The sequence below is a fragment of the Natrinema salsiterrestre genome (assembly GCF_029502005.1).
In the GTDB taxonomy this organism is placed as follows: Archaea; Halobacteriota; Halobacteria; order Halobacteriales; family Natrialbaceae; genus Natrinema; species Natrinema salsiterrestre.
In genome coordinates this window covers 261695-277992 of record NZ_JAMQOT010000001.1, presented here as the reverse complement: position 1 = coordinate 277992, position 16298 = coordinate 261695, and the positions used below count along the sequence as shown (strand labels likewise).

20 protein-coding genes are annotated in these 16298 nt (G+C 67.8%); 14 read left to right on the top strand and 6 right to left on the bottom strand.

Annotation, left to right across the window (positions count from 1 at the left end):
- The first annotated feature begins 1 nt into the window (after position 1).
- Positions 2–2542: a DEAD/DEAH box helicase gene (locus NDI89_RS01330; protein WP_277519701.1), complete on the top strand. Its 2541-nt coding sequence runs from the start codon at positions 2–4 to the stop codon at positions 2540–2542.
- Between the two features lie 5 nt (positions 2543–2547).
- Here the strand turns inward: NDI89_RS01330 and NDI89_RS01325 are convergent, their stop codons facing one another.
- From NDI89_RS01325 to NDI89_RS01310, 4 genes are all read right to left on the bottom strand, one after another.
- Positions 2548–2988, bottom strand: coding sequence for a hypothetical protein (locus NDI89_RS01325; RefSeq protein WP_277519699.1), 441 nt, complete (start codon positions 2986–2988; stop codon positions 2548–2550).
- Between the two features lie 103 nt (positions 2989–3091).
- On the bottom strand, positions 3092–3529 hold the full coding sequence (locus NDI89_RS01320) for a hypothetical protein (protein WP_277519698.1): 438 nt from the start codon (positions 3527–3529) through the stop codon (positions 3092–3094).
- 206 nt (positions 3530–3735) lie between these two features.
- Positions 3736–3963 (bottom strand): DUF8149 family protein, encoded by a 228-nt coding sequence (locus tag NDI89_RS01315; RefSeq protein WP_277519696.1) that lies wholly within the window; start codon positions 3961–3963, stop codon positions 3736–3738.
- Positions 3964–4404: 441 nt separating this feature from the next.
- Positions 4405–5364, bottom strand: a complete 960-nt coding sequence (locus tag NDI89_RS01310) for a PGF-CTERM sorting domain-containing protein (RefSeq protein WP_277519695.1) — start codon at positions 5362–5364, stop codon at positions 4405–4407.
- A gap of 401 nt (positions 5365–5765) precedes the next feature.
- On the opposite strand from NDI89_RS01310, the gene NDI89_RS01305 reads away from it, so the two are divergent.
- On the top strand, positions 5766–6152 hold the full coding sequence (locus NDI89_RS01305) for a DUF5789 family protein (RefSeq protein ID WP_277519694.1): 387 nt from the start codon (positions 5766–5768) through the stop codon (positions 6150–6152).
- 100 nt (positions 6153–6252) lie between these two features.
- Positions 6253–6864, top strand: a complete 612-nt coding sequence (locus tag NDI89_RS01300) for a translation initiation factor IF-2 subunit beta (protein ID WP_226007707.1) — start codon at positions 6253–6255, stop codon at positions 6862–6864.
- A 66-nt stretch (positions 6865–6930) separates the two neighbouring features.
- On the opposite strand, the gene NDI89_RS01295 is transcribed toward NDI89_RS01300, so the two are convergent.
- Entirely contained in the window at positions 6931–7428 is a 498-nt protein-coding gene (locus NDI89_RS01295) for a helix-turn-helix transcriptional regulator (RefSeq protein ID WP_277519693.1), read from the bottom strand.
- Positions 7429–7539: 111 nt separating this feature from the next.
- Between NDI89_RS01295 and NDI89_RS01290 the strand changes: the two genes are divergently transcribed.
- The 9 genes from NDI89_RS01290 to NDI89_RS01250 all read left to right on the top strand — a co-directional run bounded on the left by NDI89_RS01290 (position 7540) and on the right by NDI89_RS01250 (position 14337).
- Complete coding sequence (locus tag NDI89_RS01290) at positions 7540–8187, top strand: HAD family hydrolase (RefSeq protein ID WP_277519692.1); 648 nt, start codon at positions 7540–7542, stop codon at positions 8185–8187.
- 39 nt (positions 8188–8226) lie between these two features.
- Positions 8227–9204 carry an adenosylcobinamide-phosphate synthase CbiB gene (gene cbiB / locus NDI89_RS01285; RefSeq protein WP_277519691.1) on the top strand — a complete coding sequence of 326 codons (978 nt, stop codon included), beginning with the start codon at positions 8227–8229 and terminating at the stop codon, positions 9202–9204.
- On the top strand, positions 9195–9959 hold the full coding sequence (gene cobS / locus NDI89_RS01280; RefSeq protein WP_277519690.1) for an adenosylcobinamide-GDP ribazoletransferase: 765 nt from the start codon (positions 9195–9197) through the stop codon (positions 9957–9959). The genes cbiB and cobS overlap by 10 nt, the downstream gene beginning before the upstream one ends.
- On the top strand, positions 9959–10546 hold the full coding sequence (locus tag NDI89_RS01275; protein ID WP_277519689.1) for an NTP transferase domain-containing protein: 588 nt from the start codon (positions 9959–9961) through the stop codon (positions 10544–10546). Before cobS ends, NDI89_RS01275 begins: the two co-directional genes overlap by 1 nt.
- Positions 10547–11602 (top strand): nicotinate mononucleotide-dependent phosphoribosyltransferase CobT, encoded by a 1056-nt coding sequence (gene cobT, locus NDI89_RS01270; RefSeq protein WP_277519688.1) that lies wholly within the window; start codon positions 10547–10549, stop codon positions 11600–11602. It abuts the gene before it with no gap.
- On the top strand, positions 11592–12650 hold the full coding sequence (locus tag NDI89_RS01265) for a pyridoxal phosphate-dependent aminotransferase (protein WP_277519687.1): 1059 nt from the start codon (positions 11592–11594) through the stop codon (positions 12648–12650). The genes cobT and NDI89_RS01265 overlap by 11 nt, the downstream gene beginning before the upstream one ends.
- Entirely contained in the window at positions 12647–13444 is a 798-nt protein-coding gene (locus tag NDI89_RS01260) for an adenosylcobinamide amidohydrolase (protein WP_277519686.1), read from the top strand. Before NDI89_RS01265 ends, NDI89_RS01260 begins: the two co-directional genes overlap by 4 nt.
- 151 nt (positions 13445–13595) lie before the next feature.
- The gene (locus tag NDI89_RS01255; RefSeq protein WP_277519685.1) at positions 13596–14012 is read left to right on the top strand and encodes a DUF8009 family protein; all 417 of its coding nucleotides are present in this window, start codon (positions 13596–13598) and stop codon (positions 14010–14012) included.
- Between the two features lie 88 nt (positions 14013–14100).
- The gene (locus NDI89_RS01250) at positions 14101–14337 is read left to right on the top strand and encodes a hypothetical protein (protein ID WP_277519684.1); all 237 of its coding nucleotides are present in this window, start codon (positions 14101–14103) and stop codon (positions 14335–14337) included.
- A 165-nt stretch (positions 14338–14502) separates the two neighbouring features.
- Here the strand turns inward: NDI89_RS01250 and NDI89_RS01245 are convergent, their stop codons facing one another.
- Positions 14503–14742 carry a PRC-barrel domain containing protein gene (locus NDI89_RS01245; protein WP_277519682.1) on the bottom strand — a complete coding sequence of 80 codons (240 nt, stop codon included), beginning with the start codon at positions 14740–14742 and terminating at the stop codon, positions 14503–14505.
- Between the two features lie 141 nt (positions 14743–14883).
- Here NDI89_RS01245 and NDI89_RS01240 point away from each other — a divergent pair, with 141 nt between their 5' ends.
- Entirely contained in the window at positions 14884–15645 is a 762-nt protein-coding gene (locus tag NDI89_RS01240) for a fumarylacetoacetate hydrolase family protein (RefSeq protein ID WP_277519680.1), read from the top strand.
- Between the two features lie 82 nt (positions 15646–15727).
- Positions 15728–16237 (top strand): YkgJ family cysteine cluster protein, encoded by a 510-nt coding sequence (locus tag NDI89_RS01235; protein ID WP_277519679.1) that lies wholly within the window; start codon positions 15728–15730, stop codon positions 16235–16237.
- Positions 16238–16298: the final 61 nt, after the last annotated feature.

Here is a 16298-nt window from a genome sequence, read left to right as displayed (position 1 = left end):
CATGCCAACTGACGACACTGAACCCCTGACTGACGGGTGGGACGACACCGGATCGAACGACCTCGCACTGACGGGCGAGGAACTGATCGAAACGTATCCGTCGAAGCGCTACCACGGACAGGCCCGCGAGCGGGTCACCCTGTCCGCGGAGTCCGCCAGCCACGTCCCGGCTCGAGAGGTGTTGCCGGCGGATCTCGCGGCGAAACTCGACGTCGATCCGTGGAGCCACCAGGCCGAGGCCCTCGAGGCCCTCGAGGGCGGGGAGAACGTCTGCGTCGCGACCTCGACGTCGTCGGGCAAGACCTACGTCTACGGACTGGAGATCGCCCGACAATTTCGAGAAAATCCCGACGTTCGTGCGCTCCTCGTCTATCCGACGAAAGCGCTCAGCCGCGATCAGGAGCGCGAGCTCAACGACCTCTACGACGCGCTGGGGCTGGACGTCACGGTCGGCGTCTACGACGGCGACACGAAGCGAGGGGAGAAGTCGCGCATCCGCGAGGAGGCGAACGTCGTCATCACGAACTTCGCGGGGTTGAATCAGTATCTCGAGGGCCACCACCGCTGGGCCGCGTTCCATTCGAACTGCGACCTGATCGTGATCGACGAGGCCCACGCGTGGACCGGGATCAGCGGGATGCACGCCGCCTGGATCCTCCGTCGGATTCGGCGACTGATCGACTGGTACGGCGGCGACCCCCAGTACGTGCTGACGACCGCGACGATCGGCAACCCCGCCGAGCACGCGCAGGCGCTGACCGGCGAGCCGGCGGCGGTGATCGACGAGGACGGCTCGCCCAGCGGCCGTCGGCACCTCCTCTTCTGGGACCCGCCAGCGGACGATAGCGGATACGGCGACGGATCGAATGAAGGCGATTCCGACGACGCCGACTCCGAGTGGTCGCCCGGCAAACGCCCCGCGACCGTCGAAGCGCCCGAGGTCTGGGCCCACTGCTGTGATCGCGGCGTCCCGTCGCTGCTGTTCTGTGACTCGCGAAAGCAGACCGAACTGGCAGTCGGGCGGGCGCGAGAGTACCTCGAGACTCCGGGCCTCCCGTACCGAGACGCGACCGACCTCGCCGCCTACAACGCGGGCCACGGGAAGAAATCCCGACGCGGAACGGAGAACCGACTCAAGAGCGGCGCGCTCGATGGCGTCGCGACGACGAGCGCGCTCGAGGTCGGGATCGACGTCGGCGGCATCGACGGCACCGTCCTGTTGGGCTATCCGGGCTCGAGACAGTCGTTCTGGCAGCGGATCGGCCGTTCGGGACGCGACGAACGGGAGGCGCTCTCCGTGTTCGTTCCGAGCCACTCGACGCTCGATCAGTACATCCTCCGCCATCCCGAGTACGTCCTCGAGGAGGAGCCCGAGAGCGCAGTGGTCGACCTCGAGAACAACCCGGTCTACCTCCAGCACCTGCGCTGTGCGGCACAGGAACTGCCCCTGCGCCGCGAGGACGCGGCCCGGTTCGGCGGAAGCGATCGCCTCGAGCGGGCCGTCGAGTACGGTCGGCGGACGGGCGACTTCGAGGGATCGCTCGAGGGCGGGGTGACCTACGCCCACCGCGATCGACCCCAGGACGGGATCGATCTCTACGCCTCCGGCGGGGACTCGTTCGAGGTCCGGCTGGCCGGCGAGGAGTCGTTCGATCACGAGCCGATCGGCACGGCGCGCGCGTACCGGGACTATCACGAGGGTGCGACGGTCCTCTATCGGGGCGACCAGTACGAGGTCGTCGAACTCCGCGAGGACCGACCGCAGCCGTACGTGGCGCTCGAGCGGTGCGACGTCGACTACTACACGCAATCCCAGCGCCAGACGACGATTTACGATACCGAGATCGAGGAGTCCCGCGACGTCGGCCCGTTCCGACTCAACTGGGGATACGGAACAGTCACGGTCCACCACGGGACGTTCATGAAACGGGAAATCGGCTCGGGCGACGTTCGCGCGGTCGGCCTCGAGACCGGCGTCCCGCCCCTTGAGATGCGCACCCAGCTGTGCTGGGCCGAAGTGCCGAACGACGTCGAACGCGCCGTGACGACCGCACACAGTGACTACCACAATGACGGCTGCGAGGACCTGCCGCCGCGGCTCCACGGCTACCTCGGCGGGATTCACGCCGTCGAACACGCAATGATCGCCGTCGCGCCGCTCGAGCTGACGGTCGACGCGGCGGACCTCGGCGGTCTCGCGACCAATCGGCTGCCTGATACCCCCGAGAAGAGCGGCTGGTTCATTTACGACGGCGTCGAGGGCGGGCTGGGCTTTTCGCGACGGATTTACGAGGAGTACGAGGCGGTCGCCCGCAGGGCTCGGGACCTCGTGACGGACTGCGGCTGCGGTCGCGACGAAGGGTGTCCGGCCTGCCTCATGAGCGACCGCTGTGGCAACGACAACCGACCGCTGTACGCGCCCGCGGCGACGGACGTGCTCGAGACGCTGCTCGGCGACGGCGCTATCACGGACCGAACAACGACCCGCGAGACGGCCGCCGACGAACGAGACGAACGCCGACCGCCCGCGTCGATCTCGTAACGAGCCTACTCGTCGGGCTCGAGCTCGCTCGGGTCGAGGTCGTCCGCGAGGTATCGCTCTCCCGCATCGGTGACCTCGTACACGCCGGGCATGAGGCGATTCAGGAGACCGTACTTGCTCATTTCGCGACACCGGTAGGCCGCGTACTTGGCCGGACAGATCCCTTCCTCCTCGATTTCGGTCGGTTCGAAGACGTCTTCGGAGTGCATGAACTCGAGGAGTCGCCTGTCGACGGGCTCCATCCAGTCGGCATCGGTTTCCTCCTCGGGGTCGGCTTCGGGGTCGGTGTAGACCGGCGTCCCCGCCACGGTGTCGATGACGGTTCCGGTCTCCCCATCGTCGCCGGCTCCGACTTCCGTATCGACCTCGACGGCGGGGTGGACCGGGGTCTCGGCGTCACCCTCGTCGCTGGTGTCGCTGTCGGGGTCGGAAGTAGGGTCGTCCATGCGTGGCGGTTCGGGCCCCGCCAAAGAGTATGTTTACTTCTCGATCGAGACCCCCCAACCGACGCCGGCAACGAGTGGCAGCGCGACCGGGGGCGGCGTCGAGTTACGCTTCCGGCTGCTCGGGCGCGTCGTAATCGACGTGGACGTTCGGGGCGCTCGCGGGATCCAGACCCGTGATCGAACGGTCGACGAACGTGACGTCGGTCAGATCGCCGCGGAACCGGAACGTTACCGTCCCGTTCTCGACCGTTCCTTCGACCGTTGTTCCCGAGAGGACGGTCGCGTCGCTCGCCCGCGTCTCGTCGGTCACCTCGATCTCGCCGTCGACGGTCACCTCGAAACTCGAGGGCGTCCCCTGCCCGATGATCGTCAGCGTATTCGGGAAGTCGGCGTCCGTGCGAGCGGTAGCGGATCCCGTCCCGATCGCTGCGATCGTCGCCGTCGCGGTCGTTTCGGTGCCGATCGGAGACGCGTCCTCGATCTCGTTATTAGCCACAAATCGACTGGTATCGTCGTCAACTGTCGCTTTCTCGGGTGCCATATACTGGACAGAGTCGGGCACGGTAGCATAAACTTTCTCACTGACGTAACGGTAAGAAAACCCGAAATACATCTTCTCGAGCGATACACTGCCGTAATCTCGGACGGCCGGGGTCGCGTTTCGATACCGGTCGCTCGTGACTACTCGACCGTCCGCTCGCACGTTGGTGTCGCTCGTCCCCACCGGATCTCGAGGGAGTCGGTCGGTCAGTCCGTGTCCTCGAGGAGTCCGAGCTCGGTGGCGGCGAGGTCCGCGATCCGATCGGCGATGTCGGGATCGACCTCGGCGACGTCGTCGCCGTCGTGGAGCTGGTCGTTGTGTCGCTCGATGGCGTCGGCGACGTCCGAGAGCGGAACGCGGGAAGTCGTCTCGCAGTCCGGACAGACGACGGGGACGCGGGGCGTCTCCTCGTCCGGCTCGCTTGTGTTCGTCATTTGTCGCGTATCTCGTGGCGACCGTCAAAACCTAATTGGTTCCGACGGCGGCCGGATCCCGTCGGTATCGCCAGACTGTCGCGGCGAGGCGCGACGATCGAAATCGCAGTTGGAATGAGGCACGTTAACGCATATTTCCTTCTCACGGGTTCTCCCGCCCGTTTTCGTCACGGAATTCAGTAGTCAGCCGGTAGTATTATGTCGATCCGGCCGGACAACCCGGTAGACGGGGGTACGACAGTCTGCTGGTGGGACACCCCACTCGATCCGTCCGCCCCGTCACGACGTGCGAGGAACTCCATGGTTCCCGGCTACATCCGTAGCCGTTCCCTGTCTTTCGGTCCGGCCCGTCCATCGAGCGGAGTGACGACGCTTTCGGAAACCCGCTGGGCCGGACTAGACGCGTAGCGGGGAGACTGGGAGATCGTCCGGCGATCGAACTCAGTCCCGGTAGCGAGCGAGTGTGGCAACCGACAGCGCGAGGAGGGCGACAGCGACGCCGAACCCGGGCATTTCGTCGGTATCGTCGGGATCGCTCTCGTCGGTCTGCCGGTCGGTCGCGGTCGTCGAACTACTCCCGTTCCGCTCGGAATCCGAGGTGTTCGCACCGTCGGAAGCCGGCCGCTCGTCGGTCGCCGCCTCGAGCTGGAGGACGACCGTCACCTGGGCGTGAGTCGCGTTCTCGGCCGCGTCGTAGGTCCAGCCGCCACCGGCTTCTTCGTACGGTTCCGCGGCCGCGACCGGATCGATGTCCGTGTCCCAGCCCTCGCCCTCGGGGATCTGTTGGATGTAGCCGGCGACGTCGATCCGGTCGGCGTGCTCGCCGCTGAGCTGCGCTTCGCCGTACTCGACGGTCGCGTCTTCGGAGAAGCCGTGGAACTCGATGCAGTGGGAGTCCATGTAGCCGTCGCCCTGTGCGACGTCCGGGTGGGTCCCGAACTGATCGCCGTCGAGCGGGAACTGGTAGTGGTCGTTCATCGGGAACTCCACGGTCATCGGGTCCGCGTCCGGATGCCAGCTCGTGGCGTCGTTCGTCGGGATCGTCACGGACGTGTTCGGCACGGATTCTCCGATGACGGGCTTTCCGTTTTCGTTGACCAGCGTCACGCAGATTTTCCCTGACCCGTCTCCGAGATAGGGAGTCCGATACTCGTCGCGCGGATTCTCGTAACTGACCCAGCTTCCGTCGTCGGCCGCCGCCTCGAAGTAGGGATCGCCCGGCTCCGGGGCCGGCTCGAGGTACGCCTCCTCCGAGACGGTTCCGTTCGGCTCGGGATCGACGGGAGCCGCTGACGCGCCCGCAGCACCCGTCGCGACGAGACTCGCGATCACGGCCAGTCCGACCCCGAGCGCGAGGAGCGTCCGTCGCGTACTCGAGGCGGGATTTCGTTTCCCGGCCATGATCACTCACCGAGACCGGTATCGACGACAACTGACTCGATCGGACGACTCTTTCGTGACGACGACAGTCGTGTGGAGGGACTGATCATCGAACCAAGGTATCGGAGTTACCGTTCTATATATGAGCAGCGTACTCGAGGAGTAGCGGAGTGCTATTCGGAGTAGACCGTCGTTTGAGTAGCCCCATCCGATCGAAGGCCGACCGAAACCGACGCGCAGGTCTCCCCTACCGGTCCCGTCCCGGCGGCGTGTCGAGAGCATCGAAGCCGTCCACCCACACCGGCTCCCAGTCCAGCGATCACTCCGGGCGATGCACTCGAGTGCAGCGTCGAAGGCCCGCTCGCCCACCCCGCGCGAACGCCGGCCGGTCCCTTTTCCGACGGCTGGTGGTACGTCCGCTCATGAGCGACGACGAACGGAGCCACGATCGCGTCCAGGATCGTGCCGAACAACGGAAATCCGCGGTCGCGGACCACACCGAATCGATCCTCGAGGACGTCGAACACGACCTCGGCGAGCTGGAGTATCCGGTCACCAGCGAGGAGCTGGCGACGGAGTACGCGAACGAACCGATCGACATGCCCAACGAGACGGAATCGCTGGGGAGCGTCTTCGAGCGGCTGGTGGACGAAGAGTACGACTCGCCCGAAGAGGTCCGGGAGGCTGCATACGGCGAGATAACGGGGGAAGCCGGCAGCCCCGACGAGGCCAACGCCGAGCGCGATCTCGACGAACTGGACGACGAGCAGCAGGGGTCGCTCGGCGAGAGCGGGAGCGGGACGGACTGAGCCGGAAGTCGTCGATCGCCGCCGAATCGGCGGATTGCAGCGCCGTCGAGGAGAACGTGATAGCAGAACGGATTTACGTTCCCGCCCCCTGTTTTCGCGTATGGATTACGAATCGAGTCTCGACCGAGCGATGGAGGACGTCCCCGACATCGGGGGCGACGAACAGCGACTGCAGATCCCCGATCCCCAGCCCCAGAAGGACGGCGCGTTCACGCGAGTGACGAACCTCGACGAGATCGCCGACGTCCTCTCCCGGGACACCGAACACCTCCACCGGTTCATCCAGCGCGAGCTGGGGACCAGCGGCAAACTCGAGGACGGCCGCGGCCGGTACAACGGGACCTTCTCCCAGACGGACCTCGACGCGGCGATCGACGCCTACGTCGACGAGTACGTCCTCTGTTCGGAGTGTGGCCTACCCGACACGCGTCTCGTCCGCGAGGACCGGACGCCGATGCTGCGCTGTGACGCCTGCGGTGCCTTCCGACCGGTCACCAAGCGCTCGACCAGCAGCCAGCAGCAACAACAGCAAGACGCCGTCGAGGAAGGTAACACCTACACGGTCGAGATCACCGGGACCGGTCGCAAGGGCGACGGCGTCGCGGAGAAGGGCAGCTACACGATCTTCGTCCCCGGCGCGGAGGAGGGCGACGTCGTGGACATCTACATCAAGAACATCTCGGGCAACCTGGCGTTCGCCCGGCTCGACTGAGCACGCGGTTCGATTCGTTCGGTTTCTCCGGCATCGCGTCTCCGTGACCCACGGACTCCCGACCCCTCACCGCACCGATTCGGGGAGGGCGGCCGGGAGACAGACGACCTTCTCGCGGCCGACGCGATAGCGTTCGATCGCCTCGCCGTCCTCGAGTTCCGACAGGAGCCGACTGAGGGTGGCGTCCGACCAGCCGTAGCGGTCGGCGAACCGCCGCTGTTTGATCCGGCCGCCGTGTTCGAGCAGGACCGCGCGGACGTACTCCTCGGGCGTGAAGCCGTGCTCGAAAATGGCACGCCTGCTCGTGGGGCCGTCGTCGGGGTCGACGAGTCCGGTCGTCATCGACCGGTCGTCGTCCGATTCGGAAATCGGACCTCTCGCGGCGGTGTCGCTGCTCGCGCGGCGAGCCGTTCCCGTCGGTCCCGAATCGCTTCGAGCGCCGCCGCTCGCATCGTCGGCACGCGGATCGGCGCTGATCGCGCCTATCGCGCCGATACAGGAACGAATCGTCCGTTCGACGGCGGTTCCGAGTTCGATGGGGAACGGTGAGTGTCGTCGGTTCATCGTAGTTCCAGATGACAACTACGTAATAAAAGGCGTATGCACAAAACCGTCCAAACAACCGCCCGCCACCGGACCGCGAAGTTAAAGTGAGCTTGTCCTAGTCACACTCCCGTGGGAGTATCGTTCGACCTCTTCGGAACGCTCGTGACCGCCGATCGGCCCGACGATCCGGCTGCGGCCGTCGCAGCCGAATTAGCGAAGCGGGACGTCGCAGTTCCCGACGACTGGGCCGAGGCCTATACCGAGGTGCACGTCGACGCACCCGACGGGGCGGAGGTCCCGCTGCCGGCCCACGTCTCGCGCGCACTGGCGAGCCGCGATGTCGACTACGACCGGAACGCGGCCAGACGGGCCGTCGTCGCGGCGTTCGATCCGGCCGTCGAGACCAGATCGGGAGCTCTCGACGCCGTCGACGCCGCTCGAGAGCGGGGGCCGGTCGCGATCTGTTCGAACTGCAGCGTGCCCGAACTGGTCGGCCGGACGCTCGTCAGGAGCGAGTTCGAGCGCGACGACTTCGACGCGATCGTCACGAGCGTCGGCTGTGGCTGGCGCAAGCCCGCACCCGAGATCTTCGAACTGACCGCGGACGAACTCGGCGTCGCCGCGTCCGACCTCGTCCACGTCGGTGACGATCCGCGAACCGACGGCGGTATCGACGCCGTCGGCGGGACGGCGGTGTTGCTCGAGAACCGATCGCTCGAGGGGGTTCCGGAACGGCTGGCAGCGCTGACGGCCGACGAACACAGCAGTCATGACTGAGCGCCGCCGTTGTGTCGACAGCATGGAGGCGAGGACGGAGTGTTGACGACGCTCGCGGTCATCGGCCTGGCGTTCAGCCTCGACCTACTGCTCGGCGAGCCGCCGACTGCGGCCCATCCGGTGGCGTGGTTCGGCCGGCTCGTCGGCGCGGTCGATCGGCAGTGGAGCGCCGACGAACGCCGCCAGCGACTGGTCGGCGTCGCAATCGCCGCCGTCGCCCCGCTCGTTCCCGCCGCGGTCGCGGGCGGCGTCGTTCTCGCGGCGGCCGCGCTGCATCCGATGGGCGGCGGCGTGGCCGCCGCGCTCGTCCTCTTCCTGACGACGAGCCTCCGCTCGCTGCTCGAGCTCACTGAGGACGTCGTCGCGGCGACCGACGGCGATCTCGACCGGGCTCGCGAGCGGGTGCGGGGACTCGTCGGCCGAGACACGGCGACGCTCTCGGCCGGCGAGCTTCGCAGCGCGGCGGTCGAGAGCGCTGGCGAGAACCTCGCGGACGGATTCGTCGCGACTCTGGTGCCGTTCGCCGTGCTCGCGCCGATCTCGCTGCCGGCCGCTGCGGCGGTCGCCGCGTGGATAAAGGGCGTCAACACGCTGGATTCGATGCTGGGCTACCCCTCGAAGCCGGTCGGTACCGCGAGCGCGCACCTGGACGACTTCGTCATGTACCTCCCGGCCAGACTCGCGGCCGCGTCGATCGCCGTCGCTGCGGCCGATCCGTTCGCGCTCGCTCGCGCCCGACGGTGGGCGCGGGCTCCGCCGTCCCCCAACTCCGGCTGGCCGATGGCGGCGCTCGCCTGCGCGCTCACTGTCCGCCTCGAGAAGGCTGGCGTCTACGTCCTCAATCCCGACGCCGCGCTCCCGAGCGTCGCGGACGGCGAGCGAGCCGTCACCGTCGTCGGCCGTGCGGCCGTCGTCACGATCGTCGTCGCCATCGTTCTGGCGGCGATCGTCGCCGGATCGCCGCCCCTCGAGTCGGTCGGTCGACGAATCGCGGAGGTGGGCGACGGATGGCTGTAATCGGCCGCTGGCTCGGTGCCGTCCGGGGCGGCCTCGGATTCCTGACGCGACTCCCGGTTCGACACCGCGACGGCGATTGGGACGCGTTCCGGTCGACGCCGGCGGCGTTCCCGGCTGTCGGCCTCGTCGCAGGCGTGTTGGCGGCGATACCGCTGCTCGCGATCGACCGACTCGCAGCGCCGACCGTCGCAGTAGGGTATCTGCTTTCGGTGTACGCCGTGACCGGTATTCACCACCTCGACGGGGTCGCCGACCTGGGCGACGCGCTGGTGGTTCACGGCGACGCGGAGCGCCGTCGTGAGGTGCTGAAGGACACGACGACCGGCGTCGGTGCGCTGCTGGCGGTATCGATCACCGTCGCCGCGCTGGCGCTGGGGGGCCTCGGACTGGCCGAACTCCCCGTTCTGGCGGCGGTCGGCGTCGCGATCGGGGCCGAAGTCGGGACGAAACTCGGAATGGCAGGGATGGCCGCCTACGGGACCGCCGCGTCCGAGGGGATGGGCGAACAGTTCATCGACGGAGCGACCCCGGGATCCTTCTTCCTCCCGCTGGTCGTCGCGCTCTCTGCAGCCGCGTTCGCCTGGCCGAACCCGGGTGCGGTCGCCCTCTGTGGAGCCCTCGCCGGCGGCGTGCTTCCCTGGTACTGGGCCAACCGGCATCTCGGCGGCGTCAACGGCGATATCTTCGGTGCCGCCAACGAAGTCGGCCGCGTCGCCGGCGTCCATCTGGGGGTGATCGCGTGGACGCTATTGTGATGTGCGGCGGAAAGGGGACCCGCCTCGAGAGCCGCCACGAGAAGCCGCTCCACCCGATCGAGGGGACGGCGATGATCGATCGCGTACTGGCGGCCCTGCGGGAGAGCGAGATCGAGACGATCTATGCCGCCGTCTCGCCGAACGCGCCGGACACCCGTGCTCATCTCGAGGCGGCCGACGGCGTGACGACCATCGAGACGGCCGGCGACGGCTACGTCGCCGATCTGATGGCACTCCTCGAGCGACCCGACCCCTCGCCGCCGCTCCTGACCGTCGCCGCGGATCTGCCGCTGCTCGAGGGACCCGTTCTCGACGGAATACTCGCGGCCCATGGCGACAACACCGCCTCGCGGACCGTCTGCGTTCCCGTTGCGCTCAAACGGCGTCTCGGGGTCAGTATCGACTCGCGACTCGAGGCCGACGACCACCTCGCGCCGACCGGGGTCAACGTGGTCGGCAGTACCGACGACACGACGACTATGACAGACGTATACGACGATTCGCGACTCGCAGTGAACGTGAACCGACTCGAAGACGCCGCCGTCGCGGCCGACCGGCTGCAGCGCCGGTCCGCGGAGGGCCGGTAGATGCGCCTGCTCCTCCCCGCCGGAACGACCGAGACGGCACTGATCGACGGCATCAGCGCCGCCGGGGCCGCCCCGGAACTGATGGCACATACCCCGTCGGCCGACGTCGAGATCCTCGAGTACGGCGAACCGGTCGCGTCGCCGGTGACGCCGGTGAGTCCGAACGGCTGTCCGACGCCCGCCGCCGTGACCCGGGCCGTTCGGGAGGTCGTCGGCTTCGACGTGTCCGTGATCGATGCGGGTCTCAGCCGACCGACGGCCGCGCCGACCGTCGAGCTGGGCGCCGAGCCCGGGTCCGACATCCGGGTGGAGTCGGCGGTTCCGGACGCGAACGCCGCCTTCGATCGAGCGTACGATTACGGTGCGAGTCTCCCGGACGACGAACTGCTGATCGGCGAGACGGTCCCCGGCGGGACGACGACCGCGCTCGGCGTCCTGACCGCGCTCGGGGAGCCGACGCGCGTCTCCTCGTCCCTGCCGACGAACCCGATCGAACGCAAGCGCCGGGTCGTCGAGGAGGCATTGGCCGCGAGCGACCTCGAGCCGGGCGACTGCGACGGTGCACCCCTCGAGGCGATCGAAGCGGTCGGTGATCCCGTCCAACCGGTGGTCGCCGGAATCGCCGCCGGTGCGCTCGAGTCCGGCACCGAGGTAACGCTGGCGGGCGGGACCCAGATGGTCGCCGTCGCCGCCGCGTTGCGTCAGGCCGGAATCGACGCACCCCTCTCGATCGCGACCACGTCGTTCGTGGCCGACGAGCAGGGCGATCGACTCCGCGAGGCCTGCGAACGGTTCGACTGCGAGCTCACCGTCACCGATCCCGGCTTCGACGGACGCGACCACGTCGCGATGCGACGCTACTGCGCCGGCGAGGCCAAGGAGGGCGTCGGCATGGGCGGCGCGCTCTCGCTCGTCCCCGACGGCCGGATGGGCGAGGTCAGGGATCGACTCGAGACGGTCTGCGCTCGACTCGGCATCGATGACGACGAGGGCGCCGCCGAGACCGAACCGCGTACCGAATCCGACGCCACCGCGGAGGGGACTCGTGGACCCTGACTCGATCCGAACGGGAGAGCGAGTCCCCCACGGCGGGGAATCGGAGCGCGACCTGCTGGATTTCTCGGCCAACACCAACCCGCGTACGCCCGAGGGCGTCGGCGACGTCTATACCGCCGCCCTCGAGGAGTCCCGCCGCTATCCGGACGACGACTATTCCGAGTTCCGGGCCGCCGCCGGCGAATTCGTCGGCTGCGAGCCGGAGCGAGTGATTCCCACCGCCGGCGGGCTGGCGGCGATCCGGCTCGCGATGGAGTGCGTCCTCGAGCCGGGCGACGAGGCGCTGGTCCCCTACCCCAGCTTCGGGGAATACGCACGCGAAGTCCGGCTACAGGGGGCGACGCCGAGGTTTGTCCGGTACGACGACCTGTTCGAGATCGGATCGACCGTCCTCGAGCCGTGCGCCCTCGCGGTGGTCTGCACGCCGAACAATCCGACCGGAGACGCGGTCGATCCGGACGCGCTCGAGTCGTTCGCCGCCCGCTGTGGGGACGCCGGGACGACGCTCCTCGTCGACGAGGCGTTCCTCGGGTTTACCGATCGCTCGTCGGCGGCCGAACTCGATCGCGAGCACGTCGTCGTCGCTCGTTCGCTCACCAAACTGTTCGGTCTGCCCGGACTCCGCGCCGGCTTCGCCGTCGCGACCGGCGAGCGACGCGACGCGCTCGCGACGGCGCGCCGCGCGTGGTCGCTCGGGACGCCGGCCGCCAGCGTCGGCGCACACTGCCTGCGACGGGACGAGTTCGTTCGCGAGACGCGCGCTCGCGTCGCCGGCGAGCGCGAACGGATGCGCGACGCGCTCGAGGACGAATTCGACGTTCACGAGTCCGATGCACCGTTCCTCCTCTGTGACGTCGGCGACCGCGACGTCTCGAGGGTGATCGACGATGCCCGAGCCGCCGGCGTCGCCGTTCGCGACGCGACGACCTTCCGCACCCTCGATTCGCACGTCCGGGTCGCGGTCAAGGACCGACCGGCAAACGATCGACTGCTCGCCGCGCTGGGCGTTCGCAGTCACGACGATGTCGACCCCGAAACGGAGTCATGACCGAGCCGGACCTCGACTACGATTCGCTTCGGCGGGACGGCGTGCTTCGGGTTCGTCGGCGGGGCACCGAATGGCTCTCGACCGGCTGGGACGGCGGCCGCTGTACGGCGGACCGCGCGTACAACGTCTCGGTTCCCGAGGGCTGGGACCGGACTGACCTCGAGCGCTACGTCGACGAGCGACTCGAGCGGGCGGGGTTCGGGACGCCCGACGGAGCTCCTGCCGGACCGATTCTGTTGACGGGCGTCGACATCGCGGACGCTCGCGGTGCTCGTCGGGGTCCGGTGACGGCCTATGCGACCGCCGGGATTTCCAACCCCGCCGCGTTACCGATGCAGCCGGCTCCCGCCGAGGCGGTCGATGCCGAGGGAGAGGAATCCGAGGGGGCCGGGCTCGAGCAGGGCCGGGGTACCGTCAACGTCATCGTCGGGACCACGCGCGCGCTCGCACCGGGTGCGTTGGCCAACCTAATCGCGGTCGCCGCGGAGGCGAAGGCGGCGACGTTACTCGCCGAAACCGGCTTCCCCGGGACGACGACGGACGCGATCGTCGTCGGTCACGATCCGGCGGGGTCGCCGGCCGAGTTTTCGGGAAGCGGAACCACCGTCGGCGCGGCGACGCGCGCCTGCGTTCGGGACGCCGTTCGGGCATCGCTCCGTGCCCACTACCGGGACGCCGATTCGAGCTGTCCGGAATCGGTCGCCGACGCGCCCTACGGCGTTTCGACGGACGGCCGGGGGACGGTTTTTCGACCCCCGCTCGAGGATTTCGACGGTCGGTCGACGGACGAGTGACGGGTGCCACGAGCGGCGAGCACTCGCCGCTGGCAGCCGAAGCGAAGACGGTGGTCCGTCACCGTCTGGGCCGGCCGGAGAGTCGTCTCCCGGACTTCGGCGGTCACTCCGGACCCGACAGTTAACTCGTCGCGACTCCAAGCGTCGGCCGATGGTCGAGGACGACGACCCGTCAGCGATCCGTTCGATCGCACTGTCGCCGGAGGACGCCGTCGACGCCTACATCTACAGTCGGGAGAACCCGGGGGACGCCGTCCTCCGGGTGACGCCGCCGTTTCACGGCCGGATGCGGGCCCGCATCCACGTCTACCGCGTCGACGACACCGAACTGACCGGCGCGGTCCACCTGTCGCCCGCCGACGTCATCGCGGACGACGTCGTCGCCGACTACCCCGACCTCGAGTCCGCACTCGAGAACGCGGACGCGGACGAAGCCGACCGCGTCCGGGAGCGACACGCCGAGGCCGTCGACGACTGGCAGGCCCGGGCCCGCGAGGCGATCGCCGATTCGGTTACGCTCGAGACGGATGACGGCCCACACCGGATCGAGCTCAAACCGCTCGGATAGGAGTCGGCCGGGACCAAGACGCCGTCTCGCACTTTCACTTTCACTCCGGACGGGTCGGTTTGACGTACTATCTCTCCAATTGAGACGTATGCCACTGATCGTCGAGGAGACTGATACCCGTACCGAACATACCGAGAACGGTACTCGACGCGAGCCCCAGTCGAGCGACGACCGGGACGCCCGGACGGCCGACCAGCGACGACGGATCGACGTCTCCGACGTTCATACGACGGAGATCCGCGAATACGTCCGCTCGAACCTCGAGACGGACGCCGTTTCGCTCGAGCACCGCGGCGGCCGAACGTACCTGCTGATCGAGGAGTGAGGTGCCGATCTCGAGATCGAGACGTAACTGAACGTCCGCTTGCAGACCCTCGAGGAGAATTTTCCGGTGAGCTGCTTGGCGTCCTTCGGTGATCGGGACTGTGGGGTCTTCCCTGCCGACTGACAGCGGACGCTCTCGCGTCTCGATAAACAGCTCGGTCGTCGCTCAGAGGCGCTGGAGTCGGATCTCGTCGTCAGTTATCGATTCGACGTCGTCGTCGTCGAGCGGGTAGGTCTCCTCGTCGTGGTCGCCCCAGCCGAGTTTGGATTTGATCGTGTCGGTCATGCCGGGATCGGGATCGATATGGGCGGTTCCGCCGCTGACGGTTTTCACCATGCCGATCTCGTCTCCGTTCGCGTTGACGACCCGTTTCCCCTCGTCGTTGTCGGTGAAGCTAGCGCACATGCAGTTCTCGCTCCGTCGGGTGATCCGGTATAGACTGTCCCTGCATCTGCCCCGAGACCGCGGCCGCGAACTGAGTTACTGATCGGATCGGCTCGTCGTCAAACCGGTACCACTAATCCGCCGGCCCCGAGACCGCCGGTGATGAAACTCGCGCGGATCGCGACGGACGATGGACCGGTATCCGGACGGTACGAAGACGGGGTCGTTCACGCAGACGACGGCGTCTACGAGGTGGAAACGGACGGCGACTTCCTGCCGCCCTGTGACCCCTCGGCGCTGTACTGCGTCGGCCGGAACTTCGCGGCGACCCTCGATCAGATGGAGTACGAGCGACCCGACGAACCCGACTTCTTCATCAAGCCGCCGGCGTCGCTCGTCGGTCACGGGGATTCGATTCCCTACCCCAGTTTCAGCGACGAGGTGACCTACGCCGGCGAGCTCGCGGCCGTCATCGACGAACCCTGCCGGAACGTCCCCGAAGACGAGGTGTCCGACGTCGTCCGCGGCTACACGATTCTGAACGATATGGACGCGCTCGATCAGGGCGGCCGAACGGCCCGGAAGGCCTTCGACGCCTCCGGCCCGCTCGGGCCGTGGATCGAGACCGCCGTCGACCCAAGCGGGATCGACATGTACACCGACGTGGCCGGCGAGCGCCGCCAGGAAGCGAACACCGAACTGATGCTCTTCGACCCCGACGAGATCGTCTCGCACCTCTCACGCCGGTTCACCTTCCGCCCCGGCGACGTGATCTCCTTCGGCAGCCCCGCCAACCCCGGCCTCGTCGAACCCGGCGACACCGTCGAGATCACCTACGAGGGCGTCGGCACGCTCCGCAACACCGTCGTCGACTCGAGCGAACGGGAGAAACTGCCGCTCGAGTCCGAGGGAGTTCGCTCGTAGGTCGTCCTCGAAATCGATCGCGACGCGGCCGTGGAATAGACGGGTAGAAAGGCACTTGGGTCCGACCCGCCTCTCCACGGTCGTGAGCGCTGACCACCGACGCGTCGAGGTGTATCCCGACCGCGAGGTCGTCGTCGAGTTCGATCCCGACCTCACCTTCGAGTGCGTCGACGACTGTACGTGGTGTTGTCACCACGGCGTGCTCCTCTACGACAGGGACCTCCTCGAGCTGGCCCAGCGGGCGAACCTCGCCGAGACCACGACGGAGTTTCGCGGCGAGAAGTTCGTCACGCGCGAGGCGAAGGACCGCGACGAGCACGTCGGCGAGGACGGCTCGGCCTGTGCGTTCCTCCGGGAGGACGGACTGTGTTCGCTCCACCTCGAGGAGGACTGGAAACCGACCCGGTGTTCGGTCTTTCCGCTCGGCGTCTGGCTCGAGGACGGCGACCTCCACGTCGACATTCGCGATTCCGCCCACGAGCACTGCGAGGGGCTGAACGTCAGCGAGCGCAGCGTCATCGACAACCTCGAGGCCTTCCTGCCGGAACTCCTGTGGGAACTCGAGAATCCGGACTCCGATCGGGAATTGTAGTGACCGGTGTGGCAGCGGTTCGTTCGACGTACTGACGCGGTGATTCCTTCGACGAACGGTC